This window comes from Pseudomonas sp. TMW 2.1634, assembly GCF_001703595.1.
GTDB lineage: Bacteria > Pseudomonadota > Gammaproteobacteria > Pseudomonadales > Pseudomonadaceae > Aquipseudomonas > Aquipseudomonas fragi.
The window spans coordinates 833,516-856,394 of the sequence record NZ_CP016849.1; the positions used below are offsets into that span (position 1 = coordinate 833,516).

The window sequence follows — 22,879 nt, forward strand, 5'->3', positions numbered from 1 at the left end:
GGGCTGGGCGCACGCGACTTCAAGAACACCGCCAATCAGCTCCCTCTCCCTGTGGGAGAGGATTGGGGTGAGGGCCGGCGCCTATTTCAGTGCGCCTTGTCGCCCAGGGTAATCAAGCGTGACTCCGGCACTTGATGCACAACCACCGTGTAATTGACGGGGCCTTCGAGTGCCTGCGTCCCGGTGTCGACATACGCCTGTTGAGTGTCCTTGAGCGTGGCGATAGGCTCGCCGTTGCGATAAATCTGCACCGGCGTGCCGGTGGGCCGGTCCGTGTGCCAGGTCAACTTCACGTCTGCCCGGCCGGGTAGCTGGCGCACTGTCAATTGCCTGGCCCCCACAGGCCCGATCAAGGGCAATCCATCCATCGAATATTGCGCGGCAGCGGGCAGGGCGCCCAAGTGGGCCAGCAGTGTCGGAGTTATGTCTGCCTGGCTGGCATAACCGTACAGGCCTTTATGGGCGGGGTTGGCCGGGTGGGCGATGGGGGCTGTCAATTGTGCGTTGCCGGGTTTGTTCAGGGCAATAAAGGTGGTTTTCTCACTCAGGGTCTGCTTGCCGTGGTCGTGGCCGTCCGGCAGGCGGCGGCCGTGATCAGGGGCGACAATTACCAGCCAGTCTTCTTGCGGGTGGGTCGCTTGACGACGGCTCAATGCTGCCAGTAACTGGCCCACATGGCTGTCCACGCTCTGGATCGCCTGCTGATAGGCGGGTGAAAACCCGTCCCTGTGGCCTACCGTGTCGGTTTCGTCCAGGTGTACGAACACCAGGTCCGATTGACCGTGCTCAAGTTCCTCACCGGTCTTGTCGGCGACGCACTGGTCGTCTTCGGCGCAGTCGACGGCGAGGTCGATATAGCCATTGGCAATGTCATCAGCGAAGTTGTGGTTAATGGTATTCCAGCTGACGATGCTGGCGGTTTTGCGCTGGGGGTCTGCGAGCTTGAGCTGCTTGAACACACTGGGGGCCTGGTTGCGCCATTCATCGTTGTTGGACGGGACTTTATGCCGGTCGACCCAACTGCCGGTCAGTATCGTCGTCCAGCCCGGGCCGCTGCCCGTCGTTTGCTCGGTGGTTGTGCCGTCGATGCCGCCCACATAGCTTTTGGCCAGTTGCAGCCGCGCCAGGTTGGGCGCCATGCCCTGTTTAATGGCCTGGCGCAGCTTTTCGTATTGCAAACCGTCCACGCCAATCAGCAGGGCTTTGTGGGGATTGGCCTGGGGGGCGTCAGGCGGGGGGAGCGGCGCGGCGTGGGATACCGCGCCGCAGGTTATCAGGCCCAGACTGAAAGCGAGGGACAGCGCAACAGTGGCGTGGCTCATGGCATCTCCGCGACGTGGCAATGGTTGACGGCTCCCAGCAGTTTAGACAACCCCTGGTTATTGTCCCGACACCACATCCGGTTTTACCCGCTCTAGAACTTCCAGCTTACCGATGCCGTGACGTTACGCGGTGCTCCGTAATTGCTCTGGCCATAGCGCACGCTTTGCAGGTATTTCTCGTTGGTCAGGTTGTCGAGGTTGAGCTGGGTACTCCAGTGCTGATCGATATCGTAGCTGGCCATCAGGCCCACCAGGGCATAGGCGGCCTGATTTGCCGCCGGGGTGTCGTCATTTTCGACCTTGCTCTGCCACTTCAGGCTGCCACCTACTTTGACCTTGGGCGCCATCGGCAGTTTGTAAGTCATGGAGGAGGTGAGCGCATTGCGCGGGATAAATTTGCGCCCGCGGTTGTTGTCGGCATCGGTGATATAGACATAGGTATAGCCGCCGCTGACTTGCAGGCCCGGTGCCAGTTCGCCAGTAGCTTCGAGTTCTACACCGCTGCTTTTATACGACATGCCCTCATACAAATAGCCGCCCAGGGAAGGGTTGAAGCCTGCGTAGGTCGCGACGTTGTCCTGTTTGGTGTGGAACACCGCGGCAGACACGTCGAGGCGCTTGTCCAGCAGGTGCCCCTTGATCCCGGCTTCGTAGCTTTTGCCTTCCAGCGGGTCGAGCACCTGACCTTGGGTGTTGAGGTAGTACTGCGGGTTGAAGATTTCGGTGTAGCTGGCGTACAGCGAGTACTGCGGTGTGAGGTCATAAACCACCCCGGCGTAAGGCGTGACCTTGCCATGAATCCTCACATCGCGCCCCGAACCGTAGTTTTCACCATCGCTGTCGGCGCTGAGCATGCGCGCACCGGTGATCAGGTGCAGGTCGTCGGTGAGGCTGAAACGGGCACCGGCGTAGAGGCTTTTCTGTCGGTCGGTGAAGTCTGACGTGGCGTCGGCGTTGGCCATGTTGTAGGTGGGCTTGGGGATGACGCCGTTGAGGGCATCTTCCAGCGACACCGGTGTGTAGTAGGACGAGGTGCCGTACAGCGAGGTTTCCCGGGTGCGTGAGCGTGCCACGTTGGCGCCGACGGTCAATTGGTGCTCGCGACCGCCCAGGCTGAAGGGGCCACTGAACGAGAGGTCGCCATCCAGTTCGCGGGTTTTGCCCTTGTAATTGGACGCCAGCCCCGTGTAGCCGGTGCTGGAGGTGCTGTCGCCATAGATATAGAACATGTCGGTGTCTTCGCGGTGTTCCATCGCGGTCACGGTCAGCGTGGACTTCCAGTCATTGGCGAAGTTGTGTTGCCATTCGGCAAAGGCGTGGCTGGTGCGCACGTCCCAGTACACCCAGGGCTGCGAAATATTGGCGCTGGTGCTGCTGTAGTGCAGGGCGTTGCCGCTGCTGTCGGTCAGGGGCAACGCGCCCCAGCTGGCACCGTTGGCGTTGCTTTTTTGCTCTTCGTAGCCGACGGTCAGGGTGTCGTCGTCAGTCAGGTCAAAGGCCAGCAGGCCACTGAAGATGTTCTTTTCCCGGGAGTAGCGGTCCAGGTATGAGTTACCCACTTCGTTGGCATAGATCAGCCGGCCGCGCACATTGCCCGAATCGGTCAGCGGCCCGGACACATCCAGGTCGACCCGACGCTTGTCCCAGGAACCGGCGCTCACGCTGACCTTGGCCTCGGGTTCATAAGTGGGCCGTTTGCGGATGAAGTTGACCGTGGCCGAGGGGTTGCCGCTGCCGGTCATCAAACCGTTGGCGCCGTGCAGGATATCCACCTGCTCGTAGGGTGCGGTGTCGATATCGCCCACCAGCACCCCGCCGGCGAGGCCCATGCCCATGCCGTCGTACTGGAAGTTGGTGATATCGAAACCGCGGGCGGTGAAGTAGGTGCGGTCGGTTTCGACCTTTTGCACATTGACCCCCGGAGTACTGTCCATGACATCGCGAATGCTGTTGAGCTTGAAGTCGTCCATCTGCTCGCGCTTGATGCTGGAAATGCCCTGGGGGGTCTGCCCGGCGGTGAGATTCAGGCGTGTGGTCGTGGCACTGGGTTTGGCTTGATAGCCTTGCGGCGCTTCATCGTCTGCGGTGGAGGTGATGCTGGTGGAGGGCAGGTTGAGGGTGTTCTCTTCGGCAGAAGCCGTGTTGAGAATCCCTAGTGCGACAAGCGTAAGGGCAGACGTAGGAAGGCTGAACAGTGAGCGCATGATCTGCGAATACTCCGGCAAGGAAATGCGTAAACGAGAATTAGTTACAAATAATTACATTTACGCAAATGATAATCAATGCCGTTAACGCATCTTTACTATTTGTGGCAAAAACCCTGTGGAGTTCCTTTGATCTGGCTTTTGATCGACTGCCCCATCGGGAGGCCGAGTGGAGGTTCTGCCAAGGAGGCGGCCGAGCTGTTTGAATGCAGGATTTGTTACCGACATATTTCCTCTGTGGGAGCCGGGCTTGCCCGCGATGCAGGCACCTCGTTCTATCTGGATGACCGAAGTGCTGCCATCGCGGGCAAGCCCGCTCCCACAAGGGATTAATGTTGTTGTAGCCACTCGATTGTCCAGACGACGCGAATGCCCCTCACTGAAGGCCGAGCGCAGGTGCTGTTATGTGGCCCCATAACACTGCCGGAGCGAGGGCAACGGCGAGCCTCGGCGAGTCGGCCGCAAGGGCGAAACCCGTAGACAGCCGTGACTCATCCAATGGATATGTACTCGGTGGTTTTAACCGGTGTACCGAGTACATATCCGGCATTTGCGTTTAACTGGAATATTGGTTTCGCCCTTACGGCGAGTCACTTTTTCCAGACGCCGAAAAAGTAACCAAAAAGGCTTGCCCCTGGCGTCCGGCCTTCGCTGCGCTCAGGTTCCCTCGTTACGGTCCCGCTCCGTGGGCCCGCCGCCACGGGCCATCCCTGGCCCATCGCGGCTCTCCCGGCATCCATGCCGGTCGACCCACTGCGCAGAACCTCCTCTCGGCCTCCCGATGGGGCGGTAGATCAAAATCAACAGCCAGAGCCAGAGCCAGAGCCAGATCAAGATCAACAATTTTCCGCTTTCAGGGCGGGGTGACTGTTGCCCTGAAAATCCCGACGGGTAGCAAGCCTTACCTCGCGTGGGCGGCCGACAGGTTGTCGGTCACTTGTCGATCAGTACCTTCGGGTTGGAGTTGCCCCACACCGTGTACAGGTCGGCCAGCAGTGCGCCGTTGATGTCTTCAACTTCTGCCTGGCTGATTTCGGCCTTGCCCTGTTGCCCGAACAGCACAACCTCATCGCCGCTTTTGACATCCGGCGCGTCAGTAACATCGACCATCAGCGTATTCATCGACACCTTGCCCACCACTGGCACGCGGTGGCCGTTGATTAGCACGATGCCTTTGTTGGTGAAGGCGCGACGGTAGCCGTCGGAGTAGCCCACGGTGATGTTGGCCAGTTTCGAGTCACGGCCCAGGGTCCAGGTGCGGTCGTAACCCACGGTGTTGCCCTTGGGGTAGCTGTTGACCGAGGCCACATGGGACTTGAATTGCATCACGCGCTGGTAGTCGGTGTGCGACGGCACGGTGTCGCCGAACAGGGCGCCGCCCGGGCGGACCATGTCCAGGTGCGACTCGGGCACTTCCAGGGTGGCGAACGAGTTGGCCGCGTGCAGGGTGATTTTGCTGCGATCAAGCTGGGCCACGTTCATCAGCCATTGCGCCTGTTCGTTGAACGCCTTGAGCCCGGCACGTACGTCGTCGGCATCTTCGACGGCGAAGTGGGTCATGATCGCGCGCACTTCAAGGTTCGGCACCTTGGTGATCGCGACGGCGTCGCGGCGGCCCTCGGCAGTGGTCATTTCCACGCCGTTGCGGCTCATGCCGCTGGAGTTCAGGCCCAGGTGAACCACCAGCGGACGGCCGTGTTTTTCGGCGATCAGGCTGGCTTTGACGGCGAAATCAAGGTTGCCCACCAACTCTTCCATATTGTATGGCAGCGCTGCTTCCAGCTCGCTGAGTGCTGCCGTGCGCACGCGGATCAGTTGGCCCTTGAAGCCGCTTTCGCGCACCACACGGGCTTCTTCATTGCTGGCCACGCCTACGCAAGGCACACCGGTGGCGATGATCGAGGGCATCAACAGGCCGATGCCATGACCGTAGGCATCGGCCTTGAGCACTGCGCAGATTTTCGATTTGTCACCGACAGTCGCTTGCAACACGCCAATGTTGTGCACGAACGCAGCTTTGTTGATCTCGACCCAGGCGTTGCTGTCTTGTGTATTGACCTGAGCAACGCCGTCGACCATCGACAGGGGCGGTGCCGCGAACGCCGGGTTTTGCAGGAGAGCCATGCCCAGGGAAAGGGCGAGAAGGGTACGGGTGAAGGGCATTTGTGCAGTTTCCATACGTTATTTTTTTAGGGGGGCAGGGTGAGGCGCGGCAATACTAGAACCTGCCTGTAGGAAAAGTCACTCCCTCGGCCGCAGATCTGTCTGAAAGTGTCGTGGCGCAATAGGGTGCGCGTTAGTCAAGCGTGAGACGTCTTCCAACCGGCATGGGCGGGTACGCTGTGTGGGCAGTGGGAACGACACGATTTGTTGCCGTTTGCGGGTGGACTGGGGGAAAGCCGGTTAAGTCTAATATTGGTTAACGGGCACCTGCTGGATGGGGTGTCGATTCACGGTAACCGGTCTGCCAAGGTCAAACCCCAGCCATGCGCAAGCTTGATAAATCCCCTTTGAATCTGCAGGTGCAAGCAGGTTTTTTTCTATGGTTTTGCCTGATACTGGCGCTGTTTGCAGTGCCCAGGGCTCAGGCGGCAGTGGTCGAAATAACCGCAGTGTTCTCGCCGGATCCGGCCAATCCGAATGTCAACGAGTTCAAGAACACCACGCCCAATTCCGGGTTGTGCCTCACGTTTCCCAGTATGTGCAGGCCGCCGCTGTACAGCATCCGTCTGGGAATGGAGCCCACTACGCAGTATCCCATCCCGGCCAACCCCTCCAGTCTTCGGGACAGCGCAATGTTCAAGGTCCCAGCGGATACCAGAACCGTTCAAGTGACCGGCCCATCGGGGCAAACGGCCGAAGTGGCGTTATCCATTACGGCTTTAAGCGGGACTATCAGAACGAATCCGTACGTAAACACAATAACCGGTGTCAATTCAGGACCGTTTTCTGCCCATAATGCTTTGTGGGGGGAGAACTGGTCTTATTTTGCTGCCGCCCCCTGCACACTTGGGGCTCAGATGACTGCCCCCTCTTATCTGGATGCAGATTTTTTCTGGTTTACACCTGTGCAGCAAGCCTGTGGCAAGCTTGCGAAGTTTGAAATCCCCTGGTTGCGGTTACGCAATCCCAGCGTGGCTTACCGGATGACTACCCCGGACCCGCTGAGAATGGAAAGCGGCACCTATGTCGGCTCCATCACCTACTCGGTTGGCCCTAATGGCGACTTCGATTTTGGCGACAATCTGACCACCAGCGAAACCGAGGTCACGTTCAATTTATCCCTTGATGTGCAGCACACGCTCAAGTTCCAGTTTCCGGCCAATTATAATCGCATCAGCCTGTACCCGGCAGGCGGCTGGCAACAATGGTTGGACCGCGGGCGGCGCCCGCAAGCACTGGCAGCGAGCCAGGCCTTCAATATCTGGGCATCGACGCCATTGAGCGTCGAGCTGCAATGTGAATACACCGAGGCCTCGCGGTGCGGTATACGCAACCCCGCAGGCCATACGGTCACCGTGGACACCCGGATAACCCTGCCCAACGGCCTGCGCGATGCCTCCAGTCAACCCGTGAACCGCTATCTGTTGACCACTACCCCGACCATTTTTTCACCGAGCCACTATGTCGACAATGGCGCTGCAACATTACAATTCAACGTTGAGCGCGATCAGGTGGCCAGTATGATCGCCGATCATTCAGGCAGCACCTATAGGGGCACCATCACCGTGATTTTTGACAGCGAGCTGCACTGAGGGTGCCAAGCCTGGCGGCCGCCAACGGCACAATAGCCTAGCGCCGCCACGCCAGCACCACCACGCCCACAGTGATCAGGCCGATCCCGGCCCATTGGCGGATGTCGAGCTTCTCGCCCAGAAAGGCCACCCCCAGCACGGCGACAATCACCACGCTGAGCTTGTCCACGGGGGCTACCAGCGACGCCTGGCCCAGTTGCAGAGCCCGGTAATAGCAGATCCACGAGGCTCCTGTGGCCAGCCCCGACAACACCAGAAACAAATAACTGCGTGCCGAAATCGAGCTCAGCGACTGGTACTGGCGGGTGGCATAGAGGATCAACGCCAGGCTCACCAGCACCACCACGGTACGCAGTAAAGTGGCAAAGTCGGAATTGATGCCGGTAATGCCGATCTTGCCGAAAATGGCCGTCATGGCGGCAAAAACTGCCGAGAGCAGCGCCCAGAAAATCCAGGATGAAAGCAGAGGTGTGCTCATAAGGCCTGCTGCGGTGGTGGTTGGGAATGGCGCAAAGCATACGCCAGCTTTAGCCCCTGGCGCAGGGGAACCAGAGTGAAACACACAGCCCGCGCCGGCTGGTTTCATCAGTAAAACCCAGTGCAACCCTGGCGCCGACCCGCTCGGCAATCGCCCTCACGATCGACAGCCCCAGCCCGGAGCCAGTCTCACCCGAGCCCAGGGTACGGTAGAACGGATCGAACACCCGATCGTGCTCCTCGACGCTGATGCCAGGGCCCGAATCCTTGACCTGCAGGCATACACCGGTGTCGGTCTGTGTCAGGCACAGGTCGATGGTGCCGCCTGCTGGGGTATAGCGGATGGCATTGTCCACCAGGTTCTTGATCAGGGTGAACAGGTCCATCGGGTTTATCAGCAACTGCACATCTGCGCTGCCTTCAACACCGATATCGAGGTGTTTTTGCTCGGCCAGTGGCAGCAAGTCTTCGAGCACTCGACGGTACACCGCGTGAACCCCGATCCGGGCTTGCGGGCGGGGAACGGCGGCCTGGGCGGCAGCCAGGCTGAGCAACTGATCAATCAACTGACGGCTGCGCTCAATGCCCTGGCACAAGGGCAGCAGGCGTTCGCGTGCCGACACCTGCAAGGAGCAGGCGGCCAGCCGCTCGGCTTGCAGGGACAACGCTGTCATGGGCGAGCGCAGCTCATGGGCAGCATCGGCGACAAAGCGCCGCTGGCCGTCCATTGCCTGAGCCACCCGGGCCAGTAAACGGTTGATGGCCACCACAAACGGGCGTACTTCGGCAGGCAGGTGCTGTTCGTCAATCGGGTGCAGTAACTGTTCGCCCCGGCGGTCGATTTCAGCAGCAAGGCTGGCGATAGGGCGAAACAGCTTGCGCACCAGATCACCGACCACCAGCAGCAATACCGGGAACAGGATCAGGAACGGCAGCAGACTGCGCCAGGCACTTTCGCGGGCGTCCTTGTCGCGCGCGCCCACCTCCTGGGCCACGGCTATGCGTTCGCCGCGGCTTGTGCTGTGCACCAGGACACGAAAGGCTTCGCCACCGACATCAACCGTGGCCAGGCCATCGACCAGGGTGGCGGGCAGTGGCAGTGGCAGGGTTTCGTCACCATTGGCCAAGGCCTGGCTGCCGTCAGCCAGGTGCTGGATGATGACCCGGGACTCTTCGTCATCGCCCTCCAGGGCCGGGCCTTCGGGATAGTGCAGGGTCATGTGCTGGCGGTCATACAACATGGCCACCTGGCGCAGGGTGTCGTCCTGCAGTTCATGGGCCTCGTCGAGAGCCGAAACAAATACGAACGCGCTGGCTGCCACGGCCACCAGCACAATGGTCAATGACAGGGCCACCGACAGCCTGAGCTGGACAGATTCGCTCAGGCGTTTTTTGAAACCATCCATCCCAGCCCCCTGACATTCCTGATGACATGGCTGCCCAACTTGCGCCGCAAAGCGTGGATCAGGAACTCGACAGCGTTGCTTTCGACTTCGTTGCCCCATCCGTACAGGCGCTCTTCGAGTTCACTGCGCGACAGAATCGCCCCGGGCCGTACCAGTAGAGCCTGCAACAGGGCGAATTCACGGCTGGACAGGGGCACGGCGTGGTGTGCTGCGGTGCTGGCCTGCTTGCACACCAGGTCCAGCGATACCACGCCATTGCCAAGCACGGGCACGGCGCTGCCGCCCAGGCGGCGCAGCACCGCGCGCATGCGCGCCAGCAGTTCGGCCATTGCAAATGGCTTGAGCAGGTAGTCGTCGGCGCCACCGTCCAGGCCGCGCAAGCGGTCATCGAGGCTGTCGCGCGCGGTGATAATCAGCAGCGGCACCGGGTTGTTACGCGCCCGAATGCGGGCCAGTACCTCAAAGCCGTCCTGGCCGGGCAGGCCGAGGTCCAGCAGCACCAACGCGTAGGTGTGCGTGGCCAGGGCACTGAGGGCGTGCGCGCCGTTCTGCACCCAGTCGGCGGCATAGCTGGCATCCGTCAGCGCACCCTGTATCGCGTCGCCAATCATGGGGTCATCTTCGACCAGCAATATGCGCATGTCCCTCTCCATCATAAAAGCCAGTGGCTCAGATCCAAGTGAAGCATCTGTGCCGTTATTCGCTGGCGTTTTGCGCTTATGCGCCACCTTTAAGGTTGTCAAAGGCCTTGAGCAGGTTGTCCATTGCCAGCTTGCAGTCGGCGGGGTTGGGCGTGCTGGCGCGCAGGGCTTCCAGGGCCCGGTCGATGGCCTTGTCCAGCACATGCCAGTCGCTGGCCGCGCGCGGCTTGATGCCGGCCTCGGCCGCATCCCAACCGGTTTCCAGGTCCTTGATGCGGGTTTTGGCCGCGGCCAGATCGTTGTTCGCCACCAGTGCCCCGACCTCTGCGGCAATGGCATGAAACTGCGACAGGTCGCCCAACTTCGAGGCACTCGGGTTCTGGCTGGCGCTGACCTGGTGAGTCGGCGCGTCGGCGGGTTTGGAGCAGCCGGCGTTCAGGCCCAGAACCACGAGTGTGGTGGCCAGGGCGAAGTGACGGATAACGCGGTGTGCATGGCGCATGGGGATGTCCTTGGTTGACGGTGAAAGGTTACTCGGCGATCGCCTTGCGGTTGCTGCCGGCATTGAGTTGCGCGGCGCCGACCAGCAGCACGATCACGCACAGGAACAGCGCGCTGGTCCAGCTGGCGCCCATGCCCAGCCCGCCGTAGGTTTTGGCCTGGGTCAACAGGTCACCCAGGGACGCGCCAAACGGTCGGGTCAGGATGTAGGCGATCCAGAATGTCAGCACCGCATTGGCGCCCATGCGCCAGGCCAGTAGCGTGACCCCTATCAGCGCCGCGAAGATCACCGCGCCGAGGGTAAAGCCCAGGCCCAGGGCCTCGGTGGCCAGATCCCCTGCCGCAGTGCCCAGGGCGAAGGTGCAGAGCACCGTGGCCCAATAGAACAGCTCGCGCCGCGCAGTGGTGATATCGCGGATCGACAGGCTGCGCTCGCTGCGATACCAGAGCGCAAAGGTGACCGCCAGCAGCAGCGAAAACAGCGCCGTGCTGGTGTACAAGCTGACGTCCAGCTTGTCGGTGAGGATATCGGTGATCTGGGTGCCCACCACGCTCACCAGCACCACGTTCAGCCAGTAGAGCCAAGGGGTGCAGGCGCGGGTGCGCAATTGGCAGAACAGCGTTACGGCCAGCAGCATGGCCATGCCGAGGCTGGTGGGGCCGGCGCCGAATCCGGCATCTACGGCCAGATAATCGGCACCTGTTTCGCCCACGGTGGTGGACATGATCTTGATCACCCAGAAGGACAGGGTCACCTCGGGCACTTTGTTCAGCCAGCGGGCTGCGTTGTTCATGGTCTTGACCTCTGCGGTATGGTGCGTTGTGTGGCGCAGGGCAAAGGTACGGCGCAAGACTTAGCCGGGACTGAGCCGGCACGCATCAATGGGGCAGTACATGGGCCAGGCCCAGGGTGGCGGGCAGTAGCACGGCGTCACCGAGGAACAACGCGGTTTGTGTGTCGCAGGGCGACTGGTAGAAGACCACGATGCCGGCGTCGCCAGTTGCCGCATGGGCGTCAACGGTGCTGACCAGGGCTGCGGCCAGCAGGGCATTGCTGAGCAGGGCATTGCTGAGCAGGGCAAAGCGACGGGGAGTCATGGCGCGGGCAGTCCTGTTTATTTGAGTTTTTCAGGGGGAAGGCGACGCTGAGGCGTCGTGAATAAACAGGAATCATTAGCATGTCTAATCGCAGCGAATGTAGAGCCGGCGCTGAGAAAAAATCGTCAAATAAACGGTGAAATAGAGTGATTGTGGGAGCGGGCTTGCTCGCGATGCGCCGGCGCGGTGTTTGTGCTGCACCGCGGTGATGCAATCGCGGGCAAGCCCGCTCCCACAGAGGGGATTTGTGGCGTTCGCAGCCTGTTTACCCCAGTGTGCCGATGATATTAACGCTGACGTTCTCCGGGATTTCATTCTGCGACAGCACATGCAGCCCCGGGCTGAAGACCCGCGCATAACGCGCCAGCAACGGGCGCAATTGCGGCATGACGGTGAGCACCGGCGGGTGGCCGTCCTTGCGCAGTTTTTCCTTGACCACCGGCATCGCATTTTGCAGCTGGTTAAGCAGGTTGGGCTCCACGGGAATGTTGTCCAGGCTCACCGGTCCTGCCTGCTGGGCAATGCTCAAGGCCCCCAGCAGGGTGTTTTCCAGGGCATTGTCGAGCACGAATACGCTGATTTCATCGCGGCGCCCGCTGATACTCGCCACAATGTTGCGGCGCAAGGCATAGCGCACGTCGGATGCCAGCAGCACCGGGTCCTTGGTGGTCTCGCTGCTTTCGACCAGCGCCGTGGCTACGGTGACGATGTCGCGCACCGAGATGTTCTCCACCAGCAATTGGCGGTACACCCGGTGTTGTTGGGTATACGACAGCTGGCTTCTGAGGTTTTCGGCCAGCTTGGGCGCCAGTTCGGTCAGGCGCTGCATCAGGCTGTCGACGTCATCATGTTTGAAGATGTCCGCGAGGTTGTCGCGAATCACCTTGTTCAGATGCGTGGCGATCACCCCCGCGCAGTCCACCACCTGGTAGCCCAGGTTCAGGGCGCGGCTCTTGTCGGCGGGGTTGATCCACACCACCGGCATCTTGTAGGCAGGGTCGATGCCAAGAATACCGTCCACTTCACCGTACAGTTCGGCCGAAGGAATGGCCATCAGGTGGTCGGCATGGATTTCGGCGCCCTCGATCTGCTCGCCGTTGATGTGGATGCTGTAGTGCGCCGCCTTGAGTCGCAGGCTGTCACGGATCTGGATCTCGGGCAGGAGAAAGCCCAGGTTCTCCGAGAGGGTCTGGCGCAGGCCGCGCACGCGCTGGGTCAGGGGGGCGCCCGCGGCCTCATTGACCAGACCCACCAGTTTGTAGCCCAGAGACACCGACAACCGCTCGACATGGGGGATGTCATCCCAGGCCAGGCTGTGGCTGCGCTCGTTGTTCATGGCCACGCTCAATGCGCTGACGGCTTCAAGTTCAACGGCTTCGGCGGGTGGCTGAAAGCGCGACACACTCCAGGCCACACCCCCGACAATGGCGGCAAACCCGAGGAAGGCCAGATGCGGCATGCCGGGCACCAGGCCCAGTACCAGCAGGATCCCGGCCACGGTGTAGAGCAGTGCAGGCGAGGCCAGCAACTGACGGCGCACCTGAGTGGTGATTTCGGCAGACTCGTTGATCCGTGTCACGATCAGCGCGGCGGCGGTCGACAACAGCAACGCCGGGATCTGTGCCACCAGGCCGTCACCAATGGTCAGCAGGGCAAATTGCTTGAAGGCCAGGCCCGCGGGCAGGTCGTAGACAAACAGACCGATGGCAAAGCCGCCGAACAGGTTGATCAGCAGGATCAGGATCCCGGCAATCGCGTCACCGCGCACAAACTTCGACGCACCGTCCATTGCCCCGTAAAAATCGGCTTCCTTGGCGATGGTCTGGCGGCGCTGCTTGGCCTGATCCTGGGTGATCAGCCCGGCATTGAGGTCGGCATCAATGGCCATCTGTTTGCCGGGCAGGGCGTCCAGGGTAAAACGCGCCGTCACCTCGGAAATCCGCTCGCCGCCCTTGGTGACCACCATGAAGTTGATAATCATCAGGATCACAAACACGATCATCCCGACAATGAAGTTGCCGCCGATCACCACCTCGCCGAACGACTCGATCACCTTGCCCGCCGCGCCCGTGCCATTGTGGCCCTCAAGCAGCACGATGCGGGTCGAGGCCACGTTCAGGGTCAGACGCAGCAGGGTGGTAATCAGGATTACCGTGGGGAACAGCGAGAAGTCCAGCGGGCTTTTGGATGACACGCTGACCATCAGCACCAGCACCGCCATCGCGATATTGAAGGTAAACAGGATATCCAGTAACAAGGGCGGCAACGGCAGGATAATCATGGCCAGGATGGACAGGATAACCAGCGGGATCCCGATCCGGCCGCTGCGCAGCGTCGGGAGGAATATGTTCAGTACGTTCATGATTACGCCTTGTTCGCCATGCTTGCAGGTATCGGGAGGTTGTCGGGCAACTGCGGTCTGGCACGCATGCCGTTCCTGTATGCCTTGAGTTGCAGGATGTAGGTCAACACATGCGCCACCGCGGCATACAGCGGTGCCGGGATTTGCTGGTTGACCTGGGTGGTAAAGTAAATGGCCCGCGCCAGGGGCGGTATTTCAAGCACTTCGAGTGTGTTTGCAATGGCCAGCTTGCGGATGTACAGAGCCATGTCATCGACACCCTTGGCGATCACGAAGGGCGCCTGGGCCTTGTTGGTGTCATATTTGATGGCCACGGCATAGTGCTGCGGGTTGACGATCACGGCATCGGCGTTCTGGATCACCTTGCTGATCTGGCGCTGGGAAATCTGACGCTGGATCTGCTTGATCCGTGCCTTGACCTCGGGTCGACCTTCCTGGTTCTTGTGTTCTTCCTTGCGCTCCTGTTTGGTCATGCGCAGCTTTTTCAGGAAGAAATAGCGCTGTATGGGTATGTCGATGGCTGCAAACAGCACAAAAATCCCCATCAGCGCGATCAGGATATTGAACGCCATGTTGAAGGCCGTACCAATAGCCGTGGGCAGGCTGGTGCGCTGCAGGGCGATCAGCTGCGGGATGGCGTCGCTGATCAGCAACCAGGCCACGCCAATCAGCACGGCAATCTTGGCCATCGACTTGAGCAGCTCGACCCAGTTCTGCTTGGACACGATGCGCCCCAGCCCGGTAATCGGGTTGAGCTTGCTGAATTTAGGGTAAAAGTTCTTGGCCACAAACAACCAGCCCCCCGGGATCAGGGAAAACACCACCACCAGCAGGCTGGTCAGCAGCAGCGGCGCGAGTATTTTCACAAACAGGGCCAGGTTGTGACTGAGAATCAGGCCGAGGTCTTGCTGGGTGATTTCGCTGGCGTGAAAGTTCAGGAACGAAATCCGGAAGCTCTGCTCCAGCCCCTGGTAATAGCTGGAAAACACCATCCGCAGGATCAGCAAGGTGGCAATCAGCGAGACGGTGGTGGCCAGGTCCTTGGAGCGGGTGACCTGGCCGTCTTCACGGCTCTTGCGCAGCTTCTGGGGCGTTGCGTCTTCGGTTTTCTCCTGGGCGCTGTTGTTAGACATCGGGCCCTCCTTCGAGCATCGCAGCGATGTTGTCCAGCAGGTCGCGGGTCAGGTGCAGGTAATTTTCCGGCAGGTTGGGCAAGGTCATGTAGATGCACAGCAGCCCCACCAGGATGGTGATCGGGAAACCCAGGGAAAACAGGTTCATTGACGGCGAAATACGGTTGAGCAGGCCAAAGCAGAACTGCACCAGTACCACGCAGAACACCATCGGCAGGGTCAGCAGCACGGCGGCGCTGAATACCCAGGCAATGGCCTGCATGAACGTCGTGTAGCTCTGGTAGTTGAGGCCGCTGCCGACCGGCCAGTGGCTGAAACTCTTGAACAGCACACTGAGGGTCAGCAGATGGCCGTCGATGGACAAAAACAGAAATACCAGCAGCACGAAATACAGCTGATAGACGATAGAGGACGACGACACGGCGTTTACCGGGTCGTTGTAGCGCGCCATTGTCATGCCCATCTGCGCCGAGACCACTTCGCCGACCACACTGAACACGGTGAAGACCAGTTGCAGGCACAACCCCAGGATCAGGCCGAACGCGATCTGTTCCAGTGCCAGCAAGGCGCCTTCAGCCGACAACGGGTTGACCTGCGGCATGGGGGGCAGGGCGCCGCTAATGGCGGCCGTGACCACCAGAGCGAGCAACACCCGGAGTTTTTTCGACATGGCCTTGTGATTGAACAGCGGGGCCATGCTGAACACCGCCAGCAGCCGGCAAAACGGCCACCAGTAGCCTTGCAGTGTGTGCAGGTACTGGCTGGCCTGCAGCAGGGGTTCGGTCGCGTTCATCGATTCAGCCCACCAGGGCCCCGGCCATCTTGAAGGTTTCGATAAACAGGTCGCTGAGTTTGCGCAGGATCCAGTGGCCACCGAACATCAGCATGCCCAGGGTAATCAGCAACCGCGGCAAAAAGCTGAGCATCTGTTCGTTGATCTGTGTTGCCGCCTGGAACACGCTGACCAACAGGCCGCCCAGCAGGCTGGGCACTACCAGCACGCAGACAATCAGCGCGGTGATCTGTACCGCATGGCCCACCAGGCCGACGGCGATTTCCGGGGTCATCATCACGCACCTCCGAAGGGCTGGACACTGCTGGCCAGGGTGCCCATCAACAAGGCCCAGCCGTCCACCAGCACAAACACCATCAGCTTGAAGGGCAGCGAAATCATCATGGGTGACAGCATCATCATGCCCATTGCCATCAGCACACTGGCCACCACCAGATCAATCACCAGAAACGGCAGGAAGATCATGAAACCCAGCTGGAACGCGGCCTTGACTTCGCTGAGCACGAAAGCCGGCAGCAGCAGGGAGAAGTCCAGCTCCTTGAGGTCCTCGGGCATTGTTTCGTTGGCCAGGCCCACCATTGTCTCCAGCGAGGCCTTGTTGGTTTGCGCCAGCATAAAGCCGCTGATGCTCTTCTTGGCCACGTCCAGGCCCTGGTCCATCGTGATCTGGTCGTTCTGGAACGGCTGGTAGGCATCGTGGTAGATCTCCTGCCATACCGGGCGCATCACCAGCATGGTCAGGCACAGCGCAATGCCGATCAGGATCTGGTTGGGCGGGCTCTGTTGCAGGCCCAGGGCCTGGCGCAGGATGGCCAGGACAATGATGAAGCGGGTAAAGCTGGTCATCATCATCAACATGGCCGGCAGAAACCCCAGCAGCGTCATCATCACCAGGATTTGCAGCTTGATGCTCAGTTGCTGGCCATTTTCACCGTCAGTAAGGTTCAGCAACGAGATTTCGCCATTGGCCGCCCAGGCGCATTTCGGCACCAGGATCATGAGCAGAACCAAAAGGGCAAAGCCGATCGGTTTGATCAATCTCATAGCGCCAGGTCACTCAGGCTGGAGCCGCTGAGTTCGACGATGCGCAAGCCGTAGTTACCATGCACCACGACCACTTCGGCCTTGGCAAACTGGGCACCGTTGACCTTGACGTCCAGTGGCGCACCAGCCAGTTTGTCCAGGGCAATGACACTGCTGGTGTCAACGTCCATCAGTTCGCGCAGGGATATTTCCGTGGAGGCCACCTCCAGGGTGACGGTGACCGGGATTTTGCCGAAGAACTTCAGGTCTTGTTGTGGCAGGGGTGCGGCCGCCGGGGCGCTTGCAGGCATGTCGCTGTCGTCGTCAAAGGCCGGCAGGTTGTCATTGAGCAGGTTGTCGAAATCGGAATCAGAGATGGAGTTGTTCATGGGTTGTTGACACTGTCGAGAGAAGTTAAGAACAAGGCGCCGTCATCTTCGGAGATGGCCCCGTGAAACAATTTTTGTTGCTTGATATGCACTTCGCAGCGCTCCAGCAGGCGCACCATCAGGATCTCGCCCACCTGCAGCGCGAGCACGGAAGCCAGGGGCATTTGTGCCCGTGCCAGGATGCAGTCGAGGCGTACCGGCAGCCCGGCGATGTGATTCCCGCCGCCCTCGGCCTGGGGCGCGAGCGAGTCCTCGCTGAGGCGGCGAGTCAGCTCATCGACGGCGTGTGCATCCAGGTAGAGGTACACCGACGACTCCAGATGGGTGGCGGTGCTGCAGAACACGAACTCGATGCTGTAGGCCCAGTGAATTTCTTCGTAGGTGCTCACCGCGCTGTCGACAGTGCCCAGTGCAATGTTGCCCATCAGGATGCGCGCGCAAATGGTCGAGATATCGACACCCAGGCGGGTGCGCATGCGATCTTCCGAAGAACTGATCGGCGGCTCGTCCTGGGCCGGTCGGGCGCTGCCACCGTAGTAACTTTCCAGCAACTCGCTCAACAAGGGGCGGTCGATGCTGAAACCGATTTTGCCAATGGCCGTGCTATACCGGCATTGCGGAGCGGGGTGGCGCGCTTCCAGCACAATAACTTCACGCAGGTCACTGTTGATTCGATAGTGACTTAAGAAATAATCGCTGATCGCCCGAGGGTATTTGCCAGCCAGTTTTTTAATATAAACAGGTACTTTGTGATAATAGCGCCCCAATTTTTCGGGCTTTAAAAACAACAGTCCGTCTGCCGGTACCTGATGTTGAACTTTTCTATAACGGGTCATAGTTGAAAAGTTGTTCCTGAAAGTTGTAGCGCGCATCCTTTGGTGTCTCGTACCTGACCGTCGGGCAGGTGATTCGTGTTCTGGAATCGAGGAGCAGGCATCCGCTGCCTGCCAAGGCCGAGTAGCGTGTGGCCGGTCCCTTTGGCTGTCAGCGAGTATAGGAATGTGTGTGCAAATACCTAAATCAAAAACTGTCAAATCGCGCTTTGATAACGATCAGTACGATTTGATTGTTAATGATTTCAGTTTTTTCGCGCCCTTGCCTACAGTTCGAGCCGTCACAGGAACGTGAGTCTTCGCCGGTTGCCCGGGATGCAGCCAACAACCGAAACGAACACGCTCAGGTATCGCCTTGGGCTACCCGCTCAGGTGCATCGGCAAACCGCGAGTGGCCAACAGCAACAGGCGATCCAAACCGCAGGTATACAGGGTGAAACCGGTTATTAATTCGTATAGTCAGGCAGGCACTGCACCATTTGAAACTCGTATTGAACAGGCCCCCGTTATTGTTGTGGGCACTGCAGATAACAAGGGTTTTTCAATATTGGTAGACAGTTTGTCCGGGCAGCGCTGCGAGGTGATCTGCGTTGAGCATCATGGGCAGTTATATGACCATGTACTTGAACAGGCCACGCTGGTGTTTGTGTTGGTCAGCGGTTTTTCCGTTCAACTGTTGAATGCTGAAACTGAAGCGCTGATCCGCCGCGCTCCGCATATCAGCGTGATTCCGGTGGTGGAATACGCCGAACAGGAAAGGGCCACGGCGCTGCTGGAGAGAGGCTGTGTGGATTACCTGCTGGCGCCGTTCAGCAGCACCCAGATCAAGGCATTGCTGCAGCGCCATGCCGCAGCCGCCAGTGCTCAGGAAAGTTTTGTTTCCTGCTCTGCCGCCGGGCGTCGTCTGCTGGCAATGGCCCAAAGGGTGGCCGTGACCCGTGCGCCGATTCTGATTACCGGTGAAACGGGCACCGGCAAAGAGATGATGGCGCGCTATATCCATCGTTTTGCCTCGGGGGACAATGCCCCGTTTATAGCGGTCAACTGTGCCGCCATCCCTGAGCAGATGCTTGAGTCGCTGCTGTTCGGCCACGAGCGCGGGGCCTTCACCGGGGCGGTGACGGCCCAGTGCGGCAAGTTTGAAATGGCCAACGGCGGCACCCTGCTGCTGGATGAGATCGGCGAGTTGCCGCTGGGCTTGCAGGCCAAGCTGTTGCGCGTGCTGCAGGAGCAGCGCGTAGAGCGCCTGGGCGGGCACAAGGAGATCGCCCTGGACGTGCGCATCATTGCCGCGACCAACCGTGACCTGAGCGAGGAGGTAGCCCAGGGGCGTTTTCGCTCGGACCTGATGTTCCGCCTGGATGTGCTGCCCCTGCATATCTGCCCGCTGCGCGAGCGCCAGGATGACGTGCTGGCGCTGGCACGGCGTTTTATCAGCCGCTATGCGCCCCAGGAAGATGCCGAGCACCTGCTGACCGAACAGGCCTGCCAGGCCCTGTTGCAGCACGACTGGCCGGGCAATGTGCGCGAATTGGAGAACACCCTGCAACGCGCGCTGATCCTGCGCAAGGGGCTGTTTATCCAGCCCCAGGACCTGGGGCTGGCATTCGCGGCTGCGCCTGTCGGTGCGCCGCGGCTGCCGGACCTCGATGCCGGTGACGGCAAGGCGGCCTTGCGTGCTACCGGCAAGTGGGCCGAATACCAGCATGTGCTGGACACCATCCGCAAATTCGACGGCCATAAAAGCAAGGCGGCGCAAAGCCTGGGCATGACTCCCCGAGCCTTGCGTTATCGACTGAGTGCCATGCGCGAGCAGGGCATATCGATGCCGGCTTTCTGATTTTATACCTTCAACCGATAGGCCAACCCCAGTGGAACATAACCCATGAGCTCGATTTTGAGTGTCCAGCAAAACCTGTTGGGCCAGATGGAACAGGCCAGGAGCCTGGCGCAAGGCCCGATGATTCAACCTGCCGCGGTATTCGATCAGAGCGTTGGCGGCGGCATCGGTGCTGCCTTCGAACAGGCCATGCGCGCAGTCGATACCCAGCAGCATGTGGCAAGCAAGGCGATGGCCGACGTTGACAGCGGCAAGAGCGATGACCTGGCCGGCGCGATGATTGAAAGCCAGAAAGCCAGTGTCGCGTTCAGTGCCTTGCTGCAAGTACGCAACAAATTGACCACGGCATTTGATGACGTGATGAGAATGCCGTTGTAATCGACGAGTGAGTGCTGAACGTGCTGCAAACAATCAACGATAAACTCAAGACGCTGCTGGGCGGAGTCAAGCTTGACCCGCGTCTGGGGCTGGGGCTGATGGCCGCTCTGGCTGGCCTGCTGGCCATTGGCGTGGTGTTTTACCTGTGGCGTGATCAAGGCGCCATGCGTTCGCTGTACGGTGCCGGGGAAGCGTACCCGGCGGCGGAAGTGATGCAGGTGCTCGATGCCGACAAAATCGCTTACCAGCTGCATCCCCAGAGCGGCCAGATCCTGGTGCGTGAGGCCGACCTGGGCCGCGCTCGCATGCTGCTCAGTGCCAAGGGTGTGCAGGTGGCCGTACCCGCTGGCTATGACCTGTTCGACAAGGATGAGCCGCTAGGCACCAGCCAGTTTGTCCAGGATGTGCGCCTCAAGCGCAGCCTGGAAGGCGAACTGGCCCGCACCATCATGGCCCTCAAGGGCATCGACAATGCCCGGGTACACTTGGCAATGCAGGAAAGCAGCTCCTTTGTGGTCAGCAACCGGGAGCCGGCCAAGGCCTCGGTGATGTTGCAGATGAGCCCCGGGGCACGGCTGCAGCCCGAGCAGGTGGGGGCCATCGTCAATCTGCTGGCCAACAGCGTGCCCAAGTTGCAAGCCAAGGACGTCAGCGTGGTCGACCAGTACGGGGCGCTGTTGTCCCGCGGGCTCAACATGGACGGCGCCCCGGCGCAAAGCTGGCAGTTGGTCGAGGAATACCAGCAAAAAGCATCGAGCAATGTCGAGCAGGTGCTGGCGCCCATCCTGGGCCACGGCAACTACCGCATAAGCGTCACCGCCGATATCGATTTCAGCCAGAAAGAAGAGACCGTACAAGCCTTTGGCGACACCCCACGCCTGCGCAATGAGGTGCTGCAGGATGAAAGCGTGCTGGACCAACTGGCGCTGGGAGTCCCCGGTTCGCTGAGCAACCGGCCGCCCACTGCTGCCCAGGCCCAGCCTGCAGCAGGGGCACGGGCCAATACGGCGGACAAGGGGGCTACCTCGATCCGCAAGGAGTCCACCCGCAAACTGGATTACGACCAGAGTGTCACTCACGTCAAATACTCACCGTTCAGCCTGCGCAGCCAGAGCATTGCCGTGGTCTTGAACGGTACGGCCGAGGCCGACGGGGGCTGGTCGCCGCAAGCGCGTACCGAGCTGGAAACCATGCTCAAGAGCGCAGTGGGGTTCAACAGCAGCCGCGGTGATGTCCTGACCCTGAGTGTCTTCCCGTTTGCCGCCGGCGACATGACGGTCGAACAAGCGTTGTGGTGGCAGGACGACAAGCTGCATCAACTGGTCAAGATCGCTCTGTTCGGCTTGATCAGCCTGTTGTTGCTGCTGATGGTGGTGCGCCCGGCACTGGGTCGCCTGCTGGGGCGCAAGGAGCCGGTGCTGCTCCCTGAGGTGCAGGGCAGCGGCGAGTTGCATCAGGACAGCGCCATGCTGCCCCAGCCGCTGCAGAAGGGCATTGAGAACAGCAACTTCGCAACCATGCTGGGCGAAACGAACCCGTTGTCAGAAATTTGCCTGCCGGCACCGGGCTCAGGGCTTGAGCTGCAAATCGAGCATTTGCAAATGTTGGCAAAAAACGACCCCGAACGTGTGTCGGAAGTAATTAAGCAGTGGATAGGCCGCAATGAAACCAATGTCAACCCAGCCTGATGTCATGCAGATATTGAGCGCCCGCAACTCATTGAACCGCAACATGACGTCTCTTGAGCAGGCTTCGATCCTGATGTTGAGCATGGGCGACAGCGTCTCGGCGGGGGTGCTGCGGCATTTTTCCCGTGAAGAGATTGTCATTATCAGCCAGGCGATGGCGCGCTTGAGCAACGTCAAGCAGCCGATGGTGGGTGAAGTCATCAGCCGCTTCTTTGACGACTACAAGGAGCAAAGCAGCATCAAGGGTGCCTCGCGCAGTTACCTGTCGGGCATGTTGGGCAAGGCGCTGGGCAGCGACATTACCCGTAGCTTGCTGGACAGCATCTATGGCGAGGAAATTCGCGCCAAGATGGTCAAGCTCGAATGGGTCGACCCCAAGCAGTTTGCCTCGCTGATTGCCAAGGAACACGCGCAGATGCAGGCGGTGTTTCTCGCCTTCCTGCCGCCGGGGATGGCCAGCGAAGTGCTGGAAAGCATGCCCGCCTGGCGCCAGGACGAGTTGTTGTACCGCATTGCCAACCTTAACGAGATCAACGGTGAAGTCATCAAGGAACTGGAGCAACTGATCGATCGCAGCCTGTCGGTGCTGTCGACCCAGGGCTCGCAGGTGCGCGGGGTCAAGCAGGCGGCCGATATCATGAACCGCTACAAGGGTGACCGCGACCAGATGTTCGAACTGTTGCGTGCCCATGACACGTCCTTGGTGGAGCGCATCGAGGATGAGATGTATGACTTCTTTATCCTCTCGCGCCAGAGCCAGGAAGTGTTGTCGGCCCTGCTCGAAGCCATTCCGCTGAGCGAGTGGGTGGTGGCCCTCAAGGGCGCAGAGCCGGCGCTGGTCAAGGCGATCCAGGGGGCGATGCCGCGTCGACAGATGCAGCAGATGGAAGCGCAGAACCGTCGACAGGGCCCGGTGCCCATTAGCCGGGTCGAGCAGGTGCGCAAGGAAATCATGGCGGTGGTGCGGCAGATGGCGACCGAAGGTGGCCTCGCGGTGCAACTGTTCCGTGAACAGACCGTAGAGTAAGGGGCGCGC

At 60.2% G+C, this 22,879-nt stretch carries 21 protein-coding genes; 5 read left to right on the plus strand and 16 right to left on the minus strand.

What is annotated here, in order from left to right; translation table 11 throughout:
• Positions 1-86 precede the first annotated feature (86 nt).
• From BFC21_RS03910 to alr, 3 genes are all read right to left on the minus strand, one after another.
• On the minus strand, positions 87-1,322 hold the full coding sequence (locus BFC21_RS03910; RefSeq protein ID WP_088377276.1) for an alkaline phosphatase family protein: 1,236 nt from the start codon (positions 1,320-1,322) through the stop codon (positions 87-89).
• 92 nt (positions 1,323-1,414) lie between these two features.
• Positions 1,415-3,526, minus strand: a complete 2,112-nt coding sequence (locus BFC21_RS03915; RefSeq protein ID WP_088377277.1) for a TonB-dependent siderophore receptor — start codon at positions 3,524-3,526, stop codon at positions 1,415-1,417.
• Positions 3,527-4,459: 933 nt separating this feature from the next.
• Positions 4,460-5,689: an alanine racemase gene (gene alr / locus BFC21_RS03930; protein ID WP_088377278.1), complete on the minus strand. Its 1,230-nt coding sequence runs from the start codon at positions 5,687-5,689 to the stop codon at positions 4,460-4,462.
• 323 nt (positions 5,690-6,012) lie between these two features.
• On the opposite strand from alr, the gene BFC21_RS27500 reads away from it, so the two are divergent.
• The gene (locus tag BFC21_RS27500) at positions 6,013-7,281 is read left to right on the plus strand and encodes a hypothetical protein (RefSeq protein ID WP_256557625.1); all 1,269 of its coding nucleotides are present in this window, start codon (positions 6,013-6,015) and stop codon (positions 7,279-7,281) included.
• 37 nt (positions 7,282-7,318) lie between these two features.
• Here BFC21_RS27500 and BFC21_RS03940 read toward each other — a convergent pair whose 3' ends face one another.
• The 13 genes from BFC21_RS03940 to BFC21_RS04000 all read right to left on the minus strand — a co-directional run bounded on the left by BFC21_RS03940 (position 7,319) and on the right by BFC21_RS04000 (position 17,940).
• The gene (locus tag BFC21_RS03940) at positions 7,319-7,759 is read right to left on the minus strand and encodes an EamA family transporter (RefSeq protein WP_088377280.1); all 441 of its coding nucleotides are present in this window, start codon (positions 7,757-7,759) and stop codon (positions 7,319-7,321) included.
• Between the two features lie 49 nt (positions 7,760-7,808).
• Positions 7,809-9,164 carry an ATP-binding protein gene (locus BFC21_RS03945; protein ID WP_088377281.1) on the minus strand — a complete coding sequence of 452 codons (1,356 nt, stop codon included), beginning with the start codon at positions 9,162-9,164 and terminating at the stop codon, positions 7,809-7,811.
• A complete protein-coding gene (locus tag BFC21_RS03950) occupies positions 9,140-9,805 on the minus strand; it encodes a response regulator (protein WP_088377282.1) in 666 nt (221 codons plus the stop codon). The genes BFC21_RS03945 and BFC21_RS03950 overlap by 25 nt, the downstream gene beginning before the upstream one ends.
• 76 nt (positions 9,806-9,881) lie before the next feature.
• Complete coding sequence (locus tag BFC21_RS03955) at positions 9,882-10,307, minus strand: hypothetical protein (RefSeq protein ID WP_088377283.1); 426 nt, start codon at positions 10,305-10,307, stop codon at positions 9,882-9,884.
• A gap of 28 nt (positions 10,308-10,335) precedes the next feature.
• Positions 10,336-11,100, minus strand: a complete 765-nt coding sequence (locus BFC21_RS03960) for a hypothetical protein (RefSeq protein ID WP_086799585.1) — start codon at positions 11,098-11,100, stop codon at positions 10,336-10,338.
• 85 nt (positions 11,101-11,185) lie between these two features.
• Complete coding sequence (locus tag BFC21_RS03965) at positions 11,186-11,404, minus strand: hypothetical protein (RefSeq protein ID WP_120265718.1); 219 nt, start codon at positions 11,402-11,404, stop codon at positions 11,186-11,188.
• A 265-nt stretch (positions 11,405-11,669) separates the two neighbouring features.
• Positions 11,670-13,766, minus strand: coding sequence for a flagellar biosynthesis protein FlhA (locus tag BFC21_RS03970; RefSeq protein WP_120265719.1), 2,097 nt, complete (start codon positions 13,764-13,766; stop codon positions 11,670-11,672).
• A gap of 2 nt (positions 13,767-13,768) precedes the next feature.
• Positions 13,769-14,899, minus strand: coding sequence for a flagellar biosynthesis protein FlhB (gene flhB, locus BFC21_RS03975; RefSeq protein ID WP_095004777.1), 1,131 nt, complete (start codon positions 14,897-14,899; stop codon positions 13,769-13,771).
• Positions 14,892-15,692 carry a flagellar biosynthetic protein FliR gene (fliR, locus tag BFC21_RS03980; RefSeq protein ID WP_120265720.1) on the minus strand — a complete coding sequence of 267 codons (801 nt, stop codon included), beginning with the start codon at positions 15,690-15,692 and terminating at the stop codon, positions 14,892-14,894. The genes flhB and fliR overlap by 8 nt, the downstream gene beginning before the upstream one ends.
• A 4-nt stretch (positions 15,693-15,696) precedes the next feature.
• Complete coding sequence (locus BFC21_RS03985) at positions 15,697-15,969, minus strand: flagellar biosynthetic protein FliQ (RefSeq protein ID WP_095004779.1); 273 nt, start codon at positions 15,967-15,969, stop codon at positions 15,697-15,699.
• On the minus strand, positions 15,969-16,736 hold the full coding sequence (gene fliP, locus BFC21_RS03990; RefSeq protein WP_095004780.1) for a flagellar type III secretion system pore protein FliP: 768 nt from the start codon (positions 16,734-16,736) through the stop codon (positions 15,969-15,971). The genes BFC21_RS03985 and fliP overlap by 1 nt, the downstream gene beginning before the upstream one ends.
• Positions 16,733-17,104, minus strand: a complete 372-nt coding sequence (locus tag BFC21_RS03995; protein WP_095004781.1) for a FliM/FliN family flagellar motor switch protein — start codon at positions 17,102-17,104, stop codon at positions 16,733-16,735. Before BFC21_RS03995 ends, fliP begins: the two co-directional genes overlap by 4 nt.
• Positions 17,101-17,940 (minus strand): FliM/FliN family flagellar motor switch protein, encoded by an 840-nt coding sequence (locus BFC21_RS04000; protein WP_095004782.1) that lies wholly within the window; start codon positions 17,938-17,940, stop codon positions 17,101-17,103. The genes BFC21_RS03995 and BFC21_RS04000 overlap by 4 nt, the downstream gene beginning before the upstream one ends.
• 544 nt (positions 17,941-18,484) lie before the next feature.
• On the opposite strand from BFC21_RS04000, the gene BFC21_RS04005 reads away from it, so the two are divergent.
• The 4 genes from BFC21_RS04005 to BFC21_RS04020 are packed head-to-tail and all read left to right on the plus strand — an operon-like array spanning position 18,485 to position 22,870.
• Positions 18,485-19,777: a sigma-54 dependent transcriptional regulator gene (locus BFC21_RS04005; RefSeq protein ID WP_186350196.1), complete on the plus strand. Its 1,293-nt coding sequence runs from the start codon at positions 18,485-18,487 to the stop codon at positions 19,775-19,777.
• Between the two features lie 45 nt (positions 19,778-19,822).
• Positions 19,823-20,155 (plus strand): flagellar hook-basal body complex protein FliE, encoded by a 333-nt coding sequence (locus BFC21_RS04010; RefSeq protein ID WP_095004784.1) that lies wholly within the window; start codon positions 19,823-19,825, stop codon positions 20,153-20,155.
• A 20-nt stretch (positions 20,156-20,175) separates the two neighbouring features.
• Entirely contained in the window at positions 20,176-21,843 is a 1,668-nt protein-coding gene (gene fliF, locus BFC21_RS04015) for a flagellar basal-body MS-ring/collar protein FliF (protein ID WP_095004952.1), read from the plus strand.
• Entirely contained in the window at positions 21,818-22,870 is a 1,053-nt protein-coding gene (locus BFC21_RS04020; protein WP_371914932.1) for a FliG C-terminal domain-containing protein, read from the plus strand. The genes fliF and BFC21_RS04020 overlap by 26 nt, the downstream gene beginning before the upstream one ends.
• The last annotated feature ends 9 nt before the right edge of the window (positions 22,871-22,879 follow it).

Bases quoted from the DNA above. Each gene is read 5' to 3' on its own strand.
- BFC21_RS03910 (WP_088377276.1), bottom strand. From the start codon at position 1,322: ATGAGCCACGCCACTGTTGCGCTGTCCCTCGCTTTCAGTCTGGGCCTG.
- BFC21_RS03915 (WP_088377277.1), bottom strand. From the start codon at position 3,526: ATGCGCTCACTGTTCAGCCTTCCTACGTCTGCCCTTACGCTTGTCGCA.
- alr (WP_088377278.1), bottom strand. From the start codon at position 5,689: ATGCCCTTCACCCGTACCCTTCTCGCCCTTTCCCTGGGCATGGCTCTC.
- BFC21_RS27500 (WP_256557625.1), top strand. From the start codon at position 6,013: ATGCGCAAGCTTGATAAATCCCCTTTGAATCTGCAGGTGCAAGCAGGT.
- BFC21_RS03940 (WP_088377280.1), bottom strand. From the start codon at position 7,759: ATGAGCACACCTCTGCTTTCATCCTGGATTTTCTGGGCGCTGCTCTCG.
- BFC21_RS03945 (WP_088377281.1), bottom strand. From the start codon at position 9,164: ATGGATGGTTTCAAAAAACGCCTGAGCGAATCTGTCCAGCTCAGGCTG.
- BFC21_RS03950 (WP_088377282.1), bottom strand. From the start codon at position 9,805: ATGCGCATATTGCTGGTCGAAGATGACCCCATGATTGGCGACGCGATA.
- BFC21_RS03955 (WP_088377283.1), bottom strand. From the start codon at position 10,307: ATGCGCCATGCACACCGCGTTATCCGTCACTTCGCCCTGGCCACCACA.
- BFC21_RS03960 (WP_086799585.1), bottom strand. From the start codon at position 11,100: ATGAACAACGCAGCCCGCTGGCTGAACAAAGTGCCCGAGGTGACCCTG.
- BFC21_RS03965 (WP_120265718.1), bottom strand. From the start codon at position 11,404: ATGACTCCCCGTCGCTTTGCCCTGCTCAGCAATGCCCTGCTCAGCAAT.
- BFC21_RS03970 (WP_120265719.1), bottom strand. From the start codon at position 13,766: ATGAACGTACTGAACATATTCCTCCCGACGCTGCGCAGCGGCCGGATC.
- flhB (WP_095004777.1), bottom strand. From the start codon at position 14,899: ATGTCTAACAACAGCGCCCAGGAGAAAACCGAAGACGCAACGCCCCAG.
- fliR (WP_120265720.1), bottom strand. From the start codon at position 15,692: ATGAACGCGACCGAACCCCTGCTGCAGGCCAGCCAGTACCTGCACACA.
- BFC21_RS03985 (WP_095004779.1), bottom strand. From the start codon at position 15,969: ATGATGACCCCGGAAATCGCCGTCGGCCTGGTGGGCCATGCGGTACAG.
- fliP (WP_095004780.1), bottom strand. From the start codon at position 16,736: ATGAGATTGATCAAACCGATCGGCTTTGCCCTTTTGGTTCTGCTCATG.
- BFC21_RS03995 (WP_095004781.1), bottom strand. From the start codon at position 17,104: ATGAACAACTCCATCTCTGATTCCGATTTCGACAACCTGCTCAATGAC.
- BFC21_RS04000 (WP_095004782.1), bottom strand. From the start codon at position 17,940: ATGACCCGTTATAGAAAAGTTCAACATCAGGTACCGGCAGACGGACTG.
- BFC21_RS04010 (WP_095004784.1), top strand. From the start codon at position 19,823: ATGAGCTCGATTTTGAGTGTCCAGCAAAACCTGTTGGGCCAGATGGAA.
- BFC21_RS04020 (WP_371914932.1), top strand. From the start codon at position 21,818: ATGAAACCAATGTCAACCCAGCCTGATGTCATGCAGATATTGAGCGCC.